Below are 14,683 nucleotides of genomic sequence, written 5' to 3' on the forward strand. Positions count from 1 at the left end.
CGTCGGTTCCGGTTCGCTACGTCCTGCTGGCGGCTGGTATGGCTGTCAGACCCGTCAGCTTGCTCGGCCGCGCCGACAGGACAAATGCATGGTTTTTTATGGTCATGCAGATAGTTCCGAAATGAACACATGGCAGCCACCGCACCACTGTTAGCCTTTGGTATCGGAATCGTCTCCGTGATTCTGCTCCTCGTGGTCTGGGACGTTCCGACGTTCATCGGGTTGATCATTTCGGCGTTGCTCGTCGGGACGACCAACGCGTTCTTTTTAGACGGTGTCGGCTTCGGCACCATTCCCGAAGGCGTCGCGACGGCCTTCGGCGAGAACATGGCCGGCGTCGGGATTCCGATCCTGATGGCGGCGGTGATCGGGAAATCGATGACGGACTCCGGTGCGGCGAATCGGATCGTTCGATCCTTCCAGTCGTTCGTCAGCGACGACAACGCCGACCTCTCCCTGTGGGTCAGTAGCTCGATCCTCTCGATTCCGGTGTTCTTCGATAACGTCTTCTACCTGATGGCGCCGCTGGCCCGCGCCATGCGCGCTCGAATCGGGAAGAACTATGCGCTGTATATCGTCGTCGTCGGCGGCGGCGGCGTCGCGATGCACGCCTTCGTGCCGCCGACGCCGGGCCCGCTCGCGGTCGCCCAAGAACTCGATCCCGAGCGAGCCATCCTCGGCACGACCATCGTCGTCGGGCTGGCGGTCGCCCTCCCCGCGGCGCTCATCAGCGGCGTCATCTTCGGTCGGTTCATCAATCAGTACGTCGACATCCCGCTCCGAGACACGATGGGAACGACCGTCGAAGACCTCGAGGAGCAGGCCTCGAAGCCGGTCTCGAACCTGCCGTCGTTCGCCGAGTCGGTGCTCCCCGTCGTCGTCGCCGTCGCCTTCATCGCCGCCAGTACGGCCGTCAACACGTTCAGCGATACGTACCCCGCCCTCGAGTCCATTCAGCCGGCGACCGACTACGTCGGGAACGTCAACTTCTCGCTGACCTTCGCCGCGGTCATCGCCTCGCTCACCTACCTCCGGATGGACGACTTCCCCCGCTCGGTCTGGGAAGACGAGATCACCGACGCCTTGCGCAACGGCGGGAACATCGCCGCGATCACCGCGGCCGGCGGCGCGTTCGGGGCGATGCTCGCCGAAGCGGGTATCGGCGAACTCGTCGCGTCGACCCTCGACGGCCTCGGTATCGGTCTGCTGGTGACGGCGTGGCTCATCGCCGCGATCATCCGCGTCGCGCAGGGGTCGGTCACGGTCGCCATGCTGACCACGGGCGGGATCATGGCCCCGCAGGTCCCCGAACTCACCGTTCACCCGGCCTATCTCGTGATGGCGATCGGCTCCGGGGCCGTCATCTGCTCGTGGTTCAACGACTCCGGCTTCTGGATCGTCAAGGAGATCGGCGGCCTCACGAAAGCCGAGACGCTCAAGACGTGGACCGCACTCACCGTCGTGCTCTCGATCTCGAGTCTCGTCGTGCTCCTCGTCTACTCGACGCTCTTCCCGCTCGTCTAGCGACGATCCGTTTCAACTGGGTCGGCCGTCCACGCGGTCGATTCAACGCTCGAACCGGCTCGGATCGATGCTTCCGTCGAACGCGATCCGGTACCAAACGGAATATTTAATCCGGTTCCTCGCAACGACCGTGTATGAAGCACGGACTCGTCGTCGTCGAGGACACGGATCGCCACGCGACGCTCCTCCGAGAAGCGGCACAGTACGCACGCGGCGGGGACGCGAAACTGACCGTCTTGGCCTTTGCCACAGGCGAAGAGATCGGTCCCGGCGTTCGGAAGATCGAGTCGATCGGCGAGATCGAGGGAGTCTCGGAAGACGACGGCGAAGACGTCATCATCGAGGCGGCGGAAGCCGAACTCGAGTCGTTCGTCCGGGAGACGCTCGGCGAGACTGATATCGACTACAGCGTCGGCGTCGATATCCTCTCGGAGGGGTACGGGATGGCGACGCTCAACGCCGCCGACGAGTACGACTGCGATCACGTCTTCATCGCCGGTCGCAGACGCTCGCCGACCGGCAAGGCGATCTTCGGTGACTGGGTCCAGCGGGTGCTCCTCAACTTCGACGGCCTCGTGACCGTCTCGCTCGACGAAGACGGGGAGACGGCAGAGACCGGTTCGTAGCGCGGGAGACGGCGACGGTCGGACCCTGCTATCGTCACACACTGGCATCGGTCATTTTTTATCAGATCGAGGTATAGAGGCGAGCATGCTCGATTGGATCGACAGGTACGAGGATCGGACGTGGCAGACGACCGAGAGCGGAACCGTCAGATACGCCCTGATCGGACTGGGCTGGTGGACGATCGACGTCGCGCTCCCGGCGATCGAATCGTCGGATCTCGGCGAGGTCTCGGTCCTCGTCAGCAGTTCGACCGACAAGGCGACCCGACTCGCCGACGAAAACGACGTGGCTCGGGGCATCAGCTACGACGAGTTCCACGACGGCGCTGCGAGCGACGAGTACGACGCGATCTACGTCGGGACGCCGAACGCCTACCACCTCGAGTACGTCGAGACCGCGGCCGAACTGGACAAGGCGATCCTCTGTGAGAAGCCCATGGAGTCGACCCTCGAGCGCGCCGAAGCGATGGTCGACACCTGCGAGGAGGCAGATGTGCCGCTCATGATCGCCTACCGCATGCAGACCGATCCCGCGGTGCGCCGGGCCCGCGAACTGATCGCGGACGGCTTTATCGGCGACCCGGCCTCGGTCTACGGGCACAACACCCAACCCCTGCTCGAGATGATTCCCGATCCGGATCAGTGGCGACTCGATCCCGAACTGAGCGGCTACGGCACCTCGGTGATGGACCTGGGGATCTATTCGATCAACACCACCCGATTCCTGCTCGATCGCGACCCCGTCAGCGTACACTCGGAGATGGCCTCGAACCACGAGGCGTTCGCGGACGTGCCCGACGAGCGTTCCTCGTCGCTGCTGTGCTTCGAGGACGATATCCAGATGACCTCGATTTCGAGTCAGAACGCCCACGAGGACACGCACCTCAAGATCACGGGAACGGACGGGCAGATCGAACTTCGCCCGGCGTTCCACGGGGAGTGTTCGCTGCACTTGTCTCGAGGAGAGCTCTCGGTCACAATCGAACACGACAGCTTCGACGCCGAACGCGAGATGGAAGAGGAGTTCGACTACTTCGCCGACCGACTCCTCGGCGACGCCGAGATCTATCCCGACGGGCGACACGGCCTGCAGGACATGCGGATCATCGACGCGCTCCACGAGTCCGCCGAACGGGGCGAGCCGGTCGACATCGCGTAGGCTCGCGAGCGACGCGGCGGGGAACTGTTTACTACCGCGGATGCGATCAGCGAACCGTTGGAGACGAACCCACGACTACGTCGATCGAAGGCGGTCGCAATAGCTCGTCCCGCTCAGTCCGCAGCGTGGCGCGGGATGTGACCGCAGTCGGCGCACTGCCACGATTTGCCGCCGAACGTGAGGTCACCATCGCAATCGGGACACCGGGACGGCTGTACGACTAGCTGCTGGCGCTCGGTCATCGTTCGCTCTTCGGCGGAGCCTCTGTTAAATCTTCTCCCCGGCACCGCCGCCAGCGGACCCAAATCGAGGGTGAGAACCGGAACAGCGGTTCGAAACGACGGTGGGGCTCGAGCGTCTCGCGGACGGTTCTGTTACGTAATGAAAAACGATCGATATCACTCGCCGATCACATCGGGTGAACAATCGGTCGTGAATCTCTGCCGATACCGCCTCCACTGCTCGGTAGTCTCCGAATCGGCGTTCGCTCGGAGAGCCCTCCTGCACGAACACGTTCGTCAGACAGTTCGTCAGTGGTGAACGCAAATCTGGCTTTCGTGCGATACCACCGTCGCCGCTTTGACCGATCCAATCGTCCAGTTTCGTTCGAAACGTCCTGCTTTCACGTTCATCCGTGGAAAGCGACCCTCGTTCCGTCGTGCGATCGGCGAACGGCATCCACTCGGCGACGCGAGCCGGCTATTTACAGGCATATCTTTGTAACTGTTCGTTCGTATCACAATTCTATTATCGGTTCGCGTTCCAGTGATACCGCTTCCGTCCGCCCACTGTCTCGCTTCGAGAACGGTTCTCGTAACTAACTCGAGGAAAACGTGACTGGAACGTTCGGCACCGTCCGATAGGTCGGCCGAAACGTCGGGAAATTCGCCAGTGCCGAACGTTCGTACTACTCAGTACGGGACGAGCTGGGGCTGACGAGGGAGTCGATACGGTTCGCATCCGAACGGAAGCGAAGTAAGTCGATGATTGGAAGGTGAGCGGATCGAGGTCGGCTCGGATGAATCTGTTCGTTTCCGATTCGTACGGCTGGTCGTTGGCCCGGCAGTCAACCACAACACTTGTACGATAGGCCTCAGTGACATCCGGTATGGCAGACGACTCGAGCGGCGGGCGACGAACGAAAGTCGAGCGAGTGATGGACCAGTACGGGCTCGAGGAGTGGGGAGAGCGCCTGGAGGCCGAGTGGATCGGTGACGGGACGGAGCGAACGAGTCTGCGCGACCTCGCGACCGAATTCAATCAGGCCGTGCTCCGCGCGGCCGTGCGCGAGGCGGGCGCGTCCGTGCTCGATACGGATATCGATTCCCTCTACCGAACACTGACCGACGACGACGTGTCTCGATCCGACGCGGTTCGCAAACGCCGCGACCTCGAGCGATCGGGGGTCGACATCGACGACGTTCGATCGGACTTCGTCACCCACCAGACGATTTATACGTATCTCACGAACGTTCGCGACGCCTCGCTCCCCGAGGAGGACAGCGAGGACCGTATCGAACGGAAGAAAGAGACCGTTCAGCGACTCGCGGGCCGCACCCAGGTCATCACCGAATCCACGCTCGACGAGTTACGCAACGCCGACGAGATTACGGACAAGGACTACGAGGTATTCGTCGACGTTCGCGCCATCTGCGGACAGTGCGGGGCCGACTACCCCATTGCAGAACTGCTCGATCAGGGCGGCTGTGACTGCGACGGGACCGAACCCGCCTGACGAACGGCGGAAAACGGCCGTAACCAAATAGCATTTATATTCAGCGGCGAGAAACGACGCATATGTCATCTCCAGAGTCCGTCTCATCGGCGATTACCGTCGCAGCGGAGAACATCGGCGGCATCGACAGTACCGAAGTGACGCTCCAACCCGGCGTCAACGTCCTGACCGGCCGGAACGCGACGAACCGAACATCGTTTCTCCAGACGATCATGGCGGCACTCGGCAGCCAGCGATCCTCGCTGAAGGGCGACGCGGACGCCGGTAGCGTCGAGTTGGCCTTCGACGACGACCAGTATACGCGATACCTCGAGCGGCGCAACGGCGAGGTCGTCTTCGACGGCGATCCCTACCTCGACGACCCGGAACTCGCGGACCTCTTTGCCTTCCTGCTCGAGTCGAACGAGGCGCGCCGAGCCGTCAGAGCCGGCGACGACCTCCGCGAACTCATCATGCGGCCGATCGATACGGACGAGATCGAGGCCGAAATCAGCAGTCTCGAGGCCGAAAAGCGCGATATAGACCAGCGCCTCGAGGAACTGTCGCGGCTCGACGCCGAGCTGCCCGACCTCGAGGAGGATCGGGTCGCACTCGAAAACGAGATCGAGACCACGACCGAACGGATCGATGAACTCGAGGCGGAACTCGACGAGTTCGACTTGGACGTGGAGGCGAGTCGCGAACGGAAAGCGGAGATCGAATCGGCCTTCGCCGACCTCCAAGAGGCACGGACCGAACTCGAGTCCATCGAGTACGATCTCGAAACCGAACGGGAGAGTTACGCGGAGCTCGAACGGGAACGCGACGACCTCGAGGACGACCTCGAGGAGGTCGACGACACCGAGGAGTCGCCGGAGCGACTCGAGGGGCGAGTCCAGGAGCTTCGCTCCCGAAAGCGATCCCTCGATACGACCGTCAGCGAACTCCAGAGCGTGATCCGATTCAACGAGGAGCGGCTCGCGGACGACGGGTTCGAGTTCGACCTCGAGGAATCGGTCGAGTCGAGCGACGACGGTGACGGCGACATCACCGAGCAGCTCCTCGGGGACTCGAGCGACGTCGTCTGTTGGACGTGCGGCTCGCAGGTCGACCGCGAACGGATCGAATCGACGCTCGACCGATTGCGATCGCTCCGCCAGCAGAAACTCGACGAGCGCAGCGACCTGCAGGAACAGATCGACGACCTCTCGTCCCGACAGAAGGAGATCCGCCAGCAAACGCAGAAACGCGGCCAGATCGAGACGCGACTCGAGGCGATCGAGGACGAACTCGAGCGCCGCGAACAGCGAATCGAGGAACTCGAGGCCGACCTCGAGGACCAGCAGGAACGCGTCGACGACCTCGAATCTGACGCCGAGACGTTCGAGGACGCCGAGTACGGCGACGTTATCGAGGCCCACCGCGACCTGAACCGGCTCGAACTCGAACTCGAGGATCTCGAGGAGGAACGCGACGAGGTTCAAGACCGGATCGACGAGATCGAGGCGAAGATCGAGGAACGCGGCGAGGTCGAGGACCGCCGCGAGACCATCGAGGACGAACTGACCGATCTCAGAACCCGCGTCGACCGGATCGAGGCGAACGCCGTCGACGCGTTCAACGAGCACATGGAGTCGATCCTCTCGATCCTCGAGTACCGGAACATCGACCGCATCTGGATCGAACGACGCGAGAAGACGGTCCGAGAGGGACGCCGGAAAGTCTCGCGGACCGCGTTCGACCTGCACATCGTCCGGACCACCGAGGACGGCCGGACCTACGAGGACACCGTCGACCACCTCTCGGAGAGCGAACGCGAGGTCACCGGACTGGTCTTCGCGCTCGCGGGCTATCTGGTCCACGACGTCTACGAGGTCGTCCCGTTCATGCTCCTGGACTCGCTCGAGGCGATCGACTCGAATCGGATCGCCGACCTCGTCGAGTACTTCGAGGAGTACGTCGACTGTCTCGTCGTCGCCCTGCTGCGCGAGGACGCCGAAGCACTGTCCGACTCGTACGCGTACGTCGAGGAGATCTAACCCGGATTCACCGAGTCGGGGTTCGATTCGACTAGGTCGGGCGCGCTTGCTATCCCACAGCGACCGGGCGGATCTGTTCGCCACTGTTTCGGTAGCGCCACGCTATACCAGAATATCAACAATATTTCCCAACCACCTATTTTCTGATGTTTGAATTTCAGTATGCAAATTTGAGTGGTTCAGATTCGCAGCTGCTGATATCCCGGGTCTTCTGCTCTGTCTCGAGTGATACGATAGATCGTTCGAGATCATCCGTCCGAGACGAGGCTCTATCGAATACTGGTAAGATGACGTGATACAGGTTCAATAGAGAGGGGAATCGGTTTCGAATGTAGTTTTGAGCCATAAGATTCGACTTTCGATATGTCGAATTCGAATACTGCTACTGGAACCGAGGTATGTGCCAGTATTCGGTTCCACAGAGCAGACGAATCGCTCGAATGGGTGCCCGACTCGAGCGTCAGTATCCGTCCCGAAACGCTTGCACGTACCGGTGGCCGACACGCTCACGGCTGAACCACTTCGCGACCGAATCGGTGCCGAGACGAACTTCAGGGCCGAATGGTGCCGAGACGATCAGACGGCGGGCGTTGCATTTGCAGTTGAAAGCTACAATATCGCGCTCGTCCTGTTTGCCGTGTGAACTGTTCCTCGATGACACCGACACGCTCGATGAAACCGAGACTGACGCGACTGTCGAACCGGAGCGAACACGGACCACGACCGCAGGCTCGCTCGAGTCGGGAGTCACGTGGTCGAACATGAGTGGCGCACTGTCAACAGCGATACCGGAAACGCTGCGATCGGGAGCGATCGGACAGCCGTACTCGGCGGAGGGAACCGACGGCCGAGGGAAACGGATGGCCGCTGCGGCCGCCGGCGGTCTCCTCCTCGCCGCCGGTCTCAGGCGGCGGTCGCTCGGCGGGACGGTACTGGCCGTCGGCGGCGGCTGGCTGGTCGCTCGCGGACTCAGTGGAACGGATCGGCCGGTCCGAACGCTCGCCTCGGCGATCCGCGACCGCGAGGGTGTCGCGGCTGACGTTCCCGAGGGGATGCCGACCGTGGAGCGATCGATAACGGTCGGCGCACCCGCGGACGAACTCTCGGAGTACTGGCGCGACCCCGAGCAGCTGACCCGGATCATGAGTCCCTTCGCCGAGGTGACCGGCGCCGGCGAGGACCGACTTCACTGGGATGTGGAAACCCCCCGCGGACCGAATCTGACGTGGGAGACGGAGATCACGGCCGACGAACCCGGCGAATCCCTGCGCTGGGAGTCCCTCGAGGGGGCGACGATCCCCCACGAGGGCGAAGTTCGCTTCCGGTCGGCGGCGGGTGACCGGGGCACGGTGGTCACGCTCCGATTGCAGTTCGATCCGCCGGCCGGGGGCCTGGGTGCCGCCGCGTTTCAGCGGCTCGGCATCGTCCCCGAAACGGTCGCAAAGAAGGCGCTCCGCCGGTTCAAGAGCCTCGTCGAGACGGGCGAGATTCCGTCGCTCGAGCACAACCCGTCCGCACGTGGGAGCGGTGATCTGCTATGAAGGGTGAGAGCGCGTGAGAGCGCTCTGCTGGCAGGACGTCAACGACCTGCGAGTCCAGTCGGTTCCGGATCCGGAGATCGTCAACCCGCGCGACGTCGTCCTCCGGGTGACCATGACCACGCCGTGTGGTTCGGACCTGCACTTCATCGACGGCTACCTCCCGACGATGCGCGAGGGGGACGTGATCGGCCACGAGTTCATGGGCGAGGTCGTCGAAACCGGTCGCAAGGTCGAGGCCGTCTCGGCGGGCGATCGAGTGGTCGTCCCCTCCTTTATCGGCTGCGGGAGCTGTGGCTACTGTCGGGACGATCTGTGGTCGCTCTGTGACAACACGAACCCGAACGCGGAACTGCAGGAACCGATCCTCGGCGATACGACGGCCGGCATCTACGGCTATACGCACGCCTTCGGCGGCTACGCCGGTTCCCACGCGGAGTACGTCCGGGTTCCCCACGCCGACGAGAACTGCTTTCACGTCCCCGACGAACTCGAGGCCGAGCAGGCGCTGTTCGCGTCCGACGCGTGGGCGACCGGCTACATGGGCGCGGACTTCTGTGACATTCGAGACGGCGATACCGTCGCCGTCTGGGGCTGTGGCGGCGTCGGCCTCATGGCACAGCACAGCGCCGCCCTCATGGGTGCCGAGCGCGTCATCGGTATCGATCGGTTCCCCGAGCGCCTGCGAGCGGCCAGAAACGAGGCGGGGTCCGAGACGATCGATTACACCGCGGTCGACAGCGTCGTCGACACGCTCAAAGAGATGACGGGCGGCCGCGGCCCCGACGCCTGCATCGATGCCGTCGGGATGGAAGCCCACGGAACCGGGATCGAACACGCCTACGATCGCGCGAAGCAGTCCCTGCGCCTCCACACCGACCGCGGGACCGCGCTCCGGCAGGCGATCCGCGCCTGTAAGAAGGGCGGTACCCTCTCGATCCTCGGCGTCTACGGCCTCCTCGACAAGTTCCCGATGGGCGTCGTGATGAACAAGGGGATCACCGTCCGTACCGCCCAACAGCACGGGCAACGGTACGTTCCGGACCTGCTCGAGTACGCCGCGGAGGGCGAACTGGACCCGTCGTATCTGGCGACCCACGAGCGCTCGCTCGAGGAGGGGCCGGCGGCCTACGAGCTGTTCAAGCACAAGAAAGACGGCTGCATTCGACCGGTATTGACGCCCTGAATCGGCCGGAAATCGGACCAGGCGTCGTGAGGCGAGTTGGTGGCGGAGCGAGGACTCAGTCGCTCGGCGACGTTTCGGGACGGTACCCGCGACTGATGACCTTCCAGTGGCCGGCGGCGAACCGGTAGTACGTGACCACGGCGGGGACGAGGGTTTCCAAGACCAGCGCCGCGTAGAGCGCCCCGATTCCGAGCGGGGGTATCAGCTCGAGGACCGGAAGCGGGACCGAGACGGCACCGAGGGTGGCGACGGGGAGCGCGAACACGTACAGCCCGAGGAGTTGGCCGTAGAACGGCCACCGGGTGTCGCCGCTGGCGCGGAGCGGACCGGTCGCGCCGCCGCTGACGCCGCGGAAGATGACGCTCACGCAGGCGACGACGATGAAGGTGGTCACGAGCGGCAGGATCGACGGATCGTCGACGAAGAGCCGGCCGACCTGCTCGGCGAAGACGAGCACGAGGGTCGCGCTGAAGAGGTAGACGGCGACGCCGAACCAGAGCACTTCGTGGCCGTATATGTCGGCGTCCCCTTCGTCGCCGGTGCCGAGTTCCTGCCCGACCAGACTGCTCGAGGCGAGCGAGAAGCCCCAGCCAGGGGTGTCCATCAGGTCCCGGACGCGGCGAGCGATGACGTAGGCGGCCACCACGTTCGGCCCGAACAGCGCGACGATGGCGAGCATCGGGAACTGTGCGGCCCGTCGGGCGACGTTCGTAAACAGCAGCGGGGTGCCGATATCGACCACGTCGCGGACGTCCTCGAGGGTAGTGTACGGCCGCGAGAGGTCGATCGTCACGGGGAACTCGCCGATCAGCGGGAGTCGACCGAGGGTGAATCCGGTGATGAACGCCGCCAGCACGAGGACGTTCGCCAGCACCGTTCCGATCGCCGCGCCGACGACGCCCATCTCGAGGACGAACAGCAGGACGGCGTTGACGGCGATGTTGACGACAGCACCGCCCGCCCGAAGGGTCATGGGCGTCCACGCGTCGTCGGCTCCGACGAGGGTTCGGCTCCCGATCAGATTCAGGCCGGCGAAGGGGACCCCGAGGGCGACGACACGGAGGTAGTCCGCGCCGTAGGAAAGCGACGCGGCGTCGTCGCCGACGAGCGAGATCAGTCGCTCGGGAACGGTCCAGTAGAGGGCCGCCAGCGGGACGGTAATCGCGACGACGACGAGCGCGCTCGTCGTCACTGCGAGCGACAGTTCTTCGGTCGCCTGCGCGCTGTACCGCTGGGAGACCAGACTGATCGTCGCGCCGGCGATCCCGCCGCCGACCGCGAAGGCGATCGCCCAGAAGGGGGTCGCGAAGCCGACGCCAGCGATCGCTGCCGGGCCGAGGGCGATCCCGACCATCGCCACGTCCGCCGCGGACTTCGACATCCGGGCGATTCCGGTAACGATCCGCGGCCACGCGAGATCGGTGGTCCGCTCGACGCGACGGGGGTCGACGATACCGGCCCGCGCGAGCAGATAGCCGATCGAGAGCAGGAGCCAGCGGAACGGATTCGGCACTCGAGAAGCCACGTTCGACCTTCTGGCCTCAGCGCTAAAACGCTTTATACCTCAACGATACATCATGGTCGATCACTCGCTATCGACGGCGCTACCGGTAGTATGCGAGCGAATGGGTCACGTATTACTACGTTTCAATATGAATTAGAGTGGGCACAGCGACGGGGTGTCCCGCCTCGAGCCACAGTGTTCGCTGCCCGGGCGACCCGCGGGTGCAGGCAGCACTGGCTTGTCCCGGACCGGCCCACCCACGGATATGTGTGCACGGCTTTCCGAATCGGCCGTCGGAAAAACGGTCGAGAGTGCGAACGGCGAGGTGATCGGGACCGTCGCGGCGGTCGAGGGGGACACCGCCGTCGTCGAACCGAACCCGGGAGTGATGGATTCGATCAAGGCCGCCCTCGGCTGGGAACGGGCGCACGAGGACACGGTGATGGTCCACGAGGACGCGATCGAAACGACCGCCGACGACGTGATTCGGCTCGAGTCGGACCCCGAAGCGCCGGACGCGCAGAACGGGACCGACGAACCGGCTCGCAGTCCCGAGACGGACGATCCGACCCTCGAGACCGAAGGCGGGTCCGCCGATTCCGACGGGCTCGAGCGCGATGTCGCCACGGATCGGGAGCAGACCGGCGACGAGGGGATCACCGAGGTCGAACGCGCGGGGCCGGCGAGTAACACGGAACGGACTGAACCGACGGATCAGACGACGGAGACGGGCGGCGCTGACGAACCGGCGGACATCGACGAGACACATCCCGCGGCGGACACCGCAGAGACGGGAACCGAACCCGACGAGTCGGCGGCGGACACCGACCCGCTTCGTACCGAAGAGCGAGGGACGTTCGAGGCCCCGAGCGCGGCCGACGAGGCGGTCGATACCGACGCACGAGACGGACTCGAGGAGACCGCAGCGATCGACGAATCTGCAACGATCGATGGGCCGGACTCCGCGGAGACGGCCGACGCTGCGGGGTCGACTGCAGTCGAGGGAACCGATCAGGTCGACGAATCAGTCGACGAAGACGACTTCGGGGAACCGTCCTGGAACGACGAGACACCGGCCACGGGGACGACGGCCGACTCGGCGGAGGACACTCCCGATCAGGGGGATCGGGGGGATCAGGGGGTGCCCGACGAGGCGGCCTCGACGGTCGATATGGCCGACGAGCGCGGTGTGACCGATGGGGAAACGCCGACGGAAAGCGAGCCGGACGACGAAGCCGTGAGCGACGACCGATCGGACTCCGAAACGGACCTCGCCGATGCGGTCACCGGCGGCGTCGACGGCGGGTCGCTCGAGGACGTGAGCGACGGGCTGGACGACGCCGACGAGCGAAACCCGACCGCGGACGTGAATCTGGCGGACGAACTGGACACCGGGATCGACATCGAATCGGTCGACGAACCCGGCGGCACCGACGCGGTCGCCGCCGATGCAGAGACGGGAGCCGACACGAGCGACGTAGTCGACCGACTGAACCGCGGCCCCGACCTCGAGTCGGTTGTCGAGAGCGACGAGCCCGACGAACGCGAGCGTGATGCGGGCTCGAGGGCAGCCGCGGAGACGGATCTGGCCGACGAGCTAGAGACCGGCCCCGATCTCGAATCGGTTGCGGAGGCGGATCGCGACCCCGGAGCCGACATCGGTCCCGACGCGATCGAGGGAGAGCCGACGGACGCCGGCGACGGCGTCGAGGCGGTCGACCGCCGGATCGTCACCGACGAGGCCGACGGGGTCGATCACCGTCCCGCCGAGACGGCCGGAGACCGCGATCGAACGGCACTCGAGGATCTCGAGACGGAGTCCGAAACTACGACGGCCGAAGCGAGTTCGACCGACGACGATCGAAGTCGACCGTCCGGTCCGTTCTCGGCCGCCTTCGCCCTCCAACGAGCGGCACTGAAACCGGGCACGCAGGCCATAGAGCACGGACTCGAGTTCCAACGGGAACTCGCCCGCAGTGCCCTCTCCGGGCAGGTCGCGCTGCAGCGCCAGCAGTTGGCGCTCCTCGAAACGGCCGCCAGCGCGCCCTTCGAAATCGCCGCCGCGATGTCGGAGTCCGATGAGCGCGAGGTCGGCGGTCGACTCGAACTCGTCGACGGCGTCGACGCGATGTACCGCAAGCGCCTCGTAGACGCGGGCATCACCTCGCTCGACGATCTCGCTCGAGCGGACGTCGAGACCGTCGCCGAGGCCGCCGCGGTCACCGAGAAGCGCGCGGCGGGCTGGATCGAGCAGGCCGACGGCTGAGCAGTCCCACGGTCGCCCTCGAGCGTTTCGGATCTCAAGGTCGGGTTCGATCGGGACCCGGCTCCGCGGCTCGAGCGCGTCGACGCCGTCCGGCTTTATTGTACTCGAGGCCATTGGTCGCGAGAGACGCGAGTTCGACTCATGACGACTGACGATCGATACAAGCTGTTCGGCGTGTACGTCTCCGAGCACGTCTTCGACGCGCTCGAGTCGCACCTGTACGAGGCGGCCGGCGTCGTCGATTACGACGACTACTTCGACGGCGCGGACGCGGTCCCGGCGGGCGATCCCGGTGCCGACGCGACCGACCGGCTCGTCTCGGACGTGGTCACCGACTTCGCCGACCTCTACGACGAGGCGGATTTCGAGGCCGCTCGAGCGGTCGCGTCCGACGCGTTCTCACTCGCGCACCTCGCCGCCGAGCCACAGACGGTGACCCGCGCCCGCGAACGCTTTCAGGCGGCCGCCACGATTCAGGAGACGGACAGTCGAACGGTACACACCGCCATCCTGTCTGCGTATCTCGCCCGGGAGAACGGACTCGAGGAACGGTAGCGGTCCGTCACCTCGGCGGTGAGACTGCGGCTCAACTCTCGGTCGACGGCCCTCTCAGGCCTCCTGCAGGTCGATAATACTCACCCAGTGGTCGCCATACTCGGCCTCGTGGTCGCTCGCCGCCTCGTTCGCGTCGGCCCAATCCGCGTGCTCGCGATCGAGGTCGCACCCGTCACACTGTAGCTGGTAGGGCATATGCGGATTCGTACCACTCGAGACGGCTTAAGTTTCGTCGCTGCTTGCTCGTGGGGGAACAGCTTCTACTGAAAGGCTGCCAAAATCGGGGGTGACGTACTGAGCTCGGACGGAACTACTGAAATAGATTTGCCACGTATCCGTGCGCATCGATCAGCGATCGTCATTCAATAGCGGCCAGAAACTCGTCGAGCGTATCCGTAAGCTCATCAGCCTCATCGACTCCCCCGTTGTGATCCGCTGAATATCGAACGATGATCACACCGGTGTCGCTTGTATTCCGCGCTCGGTCAACTTGATGCACACCCTTCCAAATTCCAGTCACCGTAACGCGACCGTACGTCGCGTGATCGTATTGGTTCCCTCGCTCGATTACG

At 64.4% G+C, this 14,683-nt stretch carries 12 protein-coding genes; 9 read left to right on the forward strand and 3 right to left on the reverse strand.

Features of this window, described 5'->3' with window-relative positions:
- Positions 1–129: 129 nt before the first annotated feature.
- The 3 genes from ACT4ML_RS14210 to gfo6 all read left to right on the forward strand — a co-directional run bounded on the left by ACT4ML_RS14210 (position 130) and on the right by gfo6 (position 3,309).
- The gene (locus ACT4ML_RS14210) at positions 130–1,524 is read left to right on the forward strand and encodes a GntP family permease (RefSeq protein WP_444721450.1); all 1,395 of its coding nucleotides are present in this window, start codon (positions 130–132) and stop codon (positions 1,522–1,524) included.
- Positions 1,525–1,658: 134 nt separating this feature from the next.
- Positions 1,659–2,150, forward strand: a complete 492-nt coding sequence (locus tag ACT4ML_RS14215; protein ID WP_444721451.1) for a universal stress protein — start codon at positions 1,659–1,661, stop codon at positions 2,148–2,150.
- Positions 2,151–2,235: 85 nt separating this feature from the next.
- A complete protein-coding gene (gene gfo6 / locus ACT4ML_RS14220; protein ID WP_444721452.1) occupies positions 2,236–3,309 on the forward strand; it encodes a D-xylose 1-dehydrogenase Gfo6 in 1,074 nt (357 codons plus the stop codon).
- A gap of 113 nt (positions 3,310–3,422) precedes the next feature.
- Here gfo6 and ACT4ML_RS14225 read toward each other — a convergent pair whose 3' ends face one another.
- Entirely contained in the window at positions 3,423–3,551 is a 129-nt protein-coding gene (locus ACT4ML_RS14225; protein WP_267877935.1) for a hypothetical protein, read from the reverse strand.
- Positions 3,552–4,417: 866 nt separating this feature from the next.
- Between ACT4ML_RS14225 and rdfA the strand changes: the two genes are divergently transcribed.
- The 4 genes from rdfA to ACT4ML_RS14245 all read left to right on the forward strand — a co-directional run bounded on the left by rdfA (position 4,418) and on the right by ACT4ML_RS14245 (position 9,786).
- Positions 4,418–5,044, forward strand: coding sequence for a rod-determining factor RdfA (gene rdfA / locus ACT4ML_RS14230; RefSeq protein WP_444721453.1), 627 nt, complete (start codon positions 4,418–4,420; stop codon positions 5,042–5,044).
- A 62-nt stretch (positions 5,045–5,106) separates the two neighbouring features.
- Positions 5,107–7,062 (forward strand): archaea-specific SMC-related protein, encoded by a 1,956-nt coding sequence (locus ACT4ML_RS14235; RefSeq protein ID WP_444721454.1) that lies wholly within the window; start codon positions 5,107–5,109, stop codon positions 7,060–7,062.
- Between the two features lie 761 nt (positions 7,063–7,823).
- Positions 7,824–8,603 (forward strand): SRPBCC family protein, encoded by a 780-nt coding sequence (locus tag ACT4ML_RS14240; RefSeq protein ID WP_444721455.1) that lies wholly within the window; start codon positions 7,824–7,826, stop codon positions 8,601–8,603.
- A gap of 13 nt (positions 8,604–8,616) precedes the next feature.
- Positions 8,617–9,786: a zinc-dependent alcohol dehydrogenase gene (locus ACT4ML_RS14245; RefSeq protein WP_444721456.1), complete on the forward strand. Its 1,170-nt coding sequence runs from the start codon at positions 8,617–8,619 to the stop codon at positions 9,784–9,786.
- A 55-nt stretch (positions 9,787–9,841) separates the two neighbouring features.
- Here the strand turns inward: ACT4ML_RS14245 and ACT4ML_RS14250 are convergent, their stop codons facing one another.
- The gene (locus ACT4ML_RS14250; protein WP_444721644.1) at positions 9,842–11,299 is read right to left on the reverse strand and encodes an MATE family efflux transporter; all 1,458 of its coding nucleotides are present in this window, start codon (positions 11,297–11,299) and stop codon (positions 9,842–9,844) included.
- A gap of 256 nt (positions 11,300–11,555) precedes the next feature.
- Between ACT4ML_RS14250 and ACT4ML_RS14255 the strand changes: the two genes are divergently transcribed.
- Both ACT4ML_RS14255 and ACT4ML_RS14260 read left to right on the forward strand, forming a co-directional pair.
- Positions 11,556–13,556, forward strand: a complete 2,001-nt coding sequence (locus tag ACT4ML_RS14255; RefSeq protein WP_444721457.1) for a helix-hairpin-helix domain-containing protein — start codon at positions 11,556–11,558, stop codon at positions 13,554–13,556.
- A 141-nt stretch (positions 13,557–13,697) separates the two neighbouring features.
- Positions 13,698–14,111, forward strand: coding sequence for a hypothetical protein (locus ACT4ML_RS14260; RefSeq protein WP_444721458.1), 414 nt, complete (start codon positions 13,698–13,700; stop codon positions 14,109–14,111).
- Between the two features lie 54 nt (positions 14,112–14,165).
- Here the strand turns inward: ACT4ML_RS14260 and ACT4ML_RS14265 are convergent, their stop codons facing one another.
- A complete protein-coding gene (locus ACT4ML_RS14265) occupies positions 14,166–14,306 on the reverse strand; it encodes a hypothetical protein (protein WP_175416380.1) in 141 nt (46 codons plus the stop codon).
- Positions 14,307–14,683 lie beyond the last annotated feature (377 nt).

Origin of the sequence: Natrinema sp. LN54 (assembly GCF_052439245.1) — an archaeon.
GTDB lineage: Archaea > Halobacteriota > Halobacteria > Halobacteriales > Natrialbaceae > Natrinema > Natrinema versiforme_A.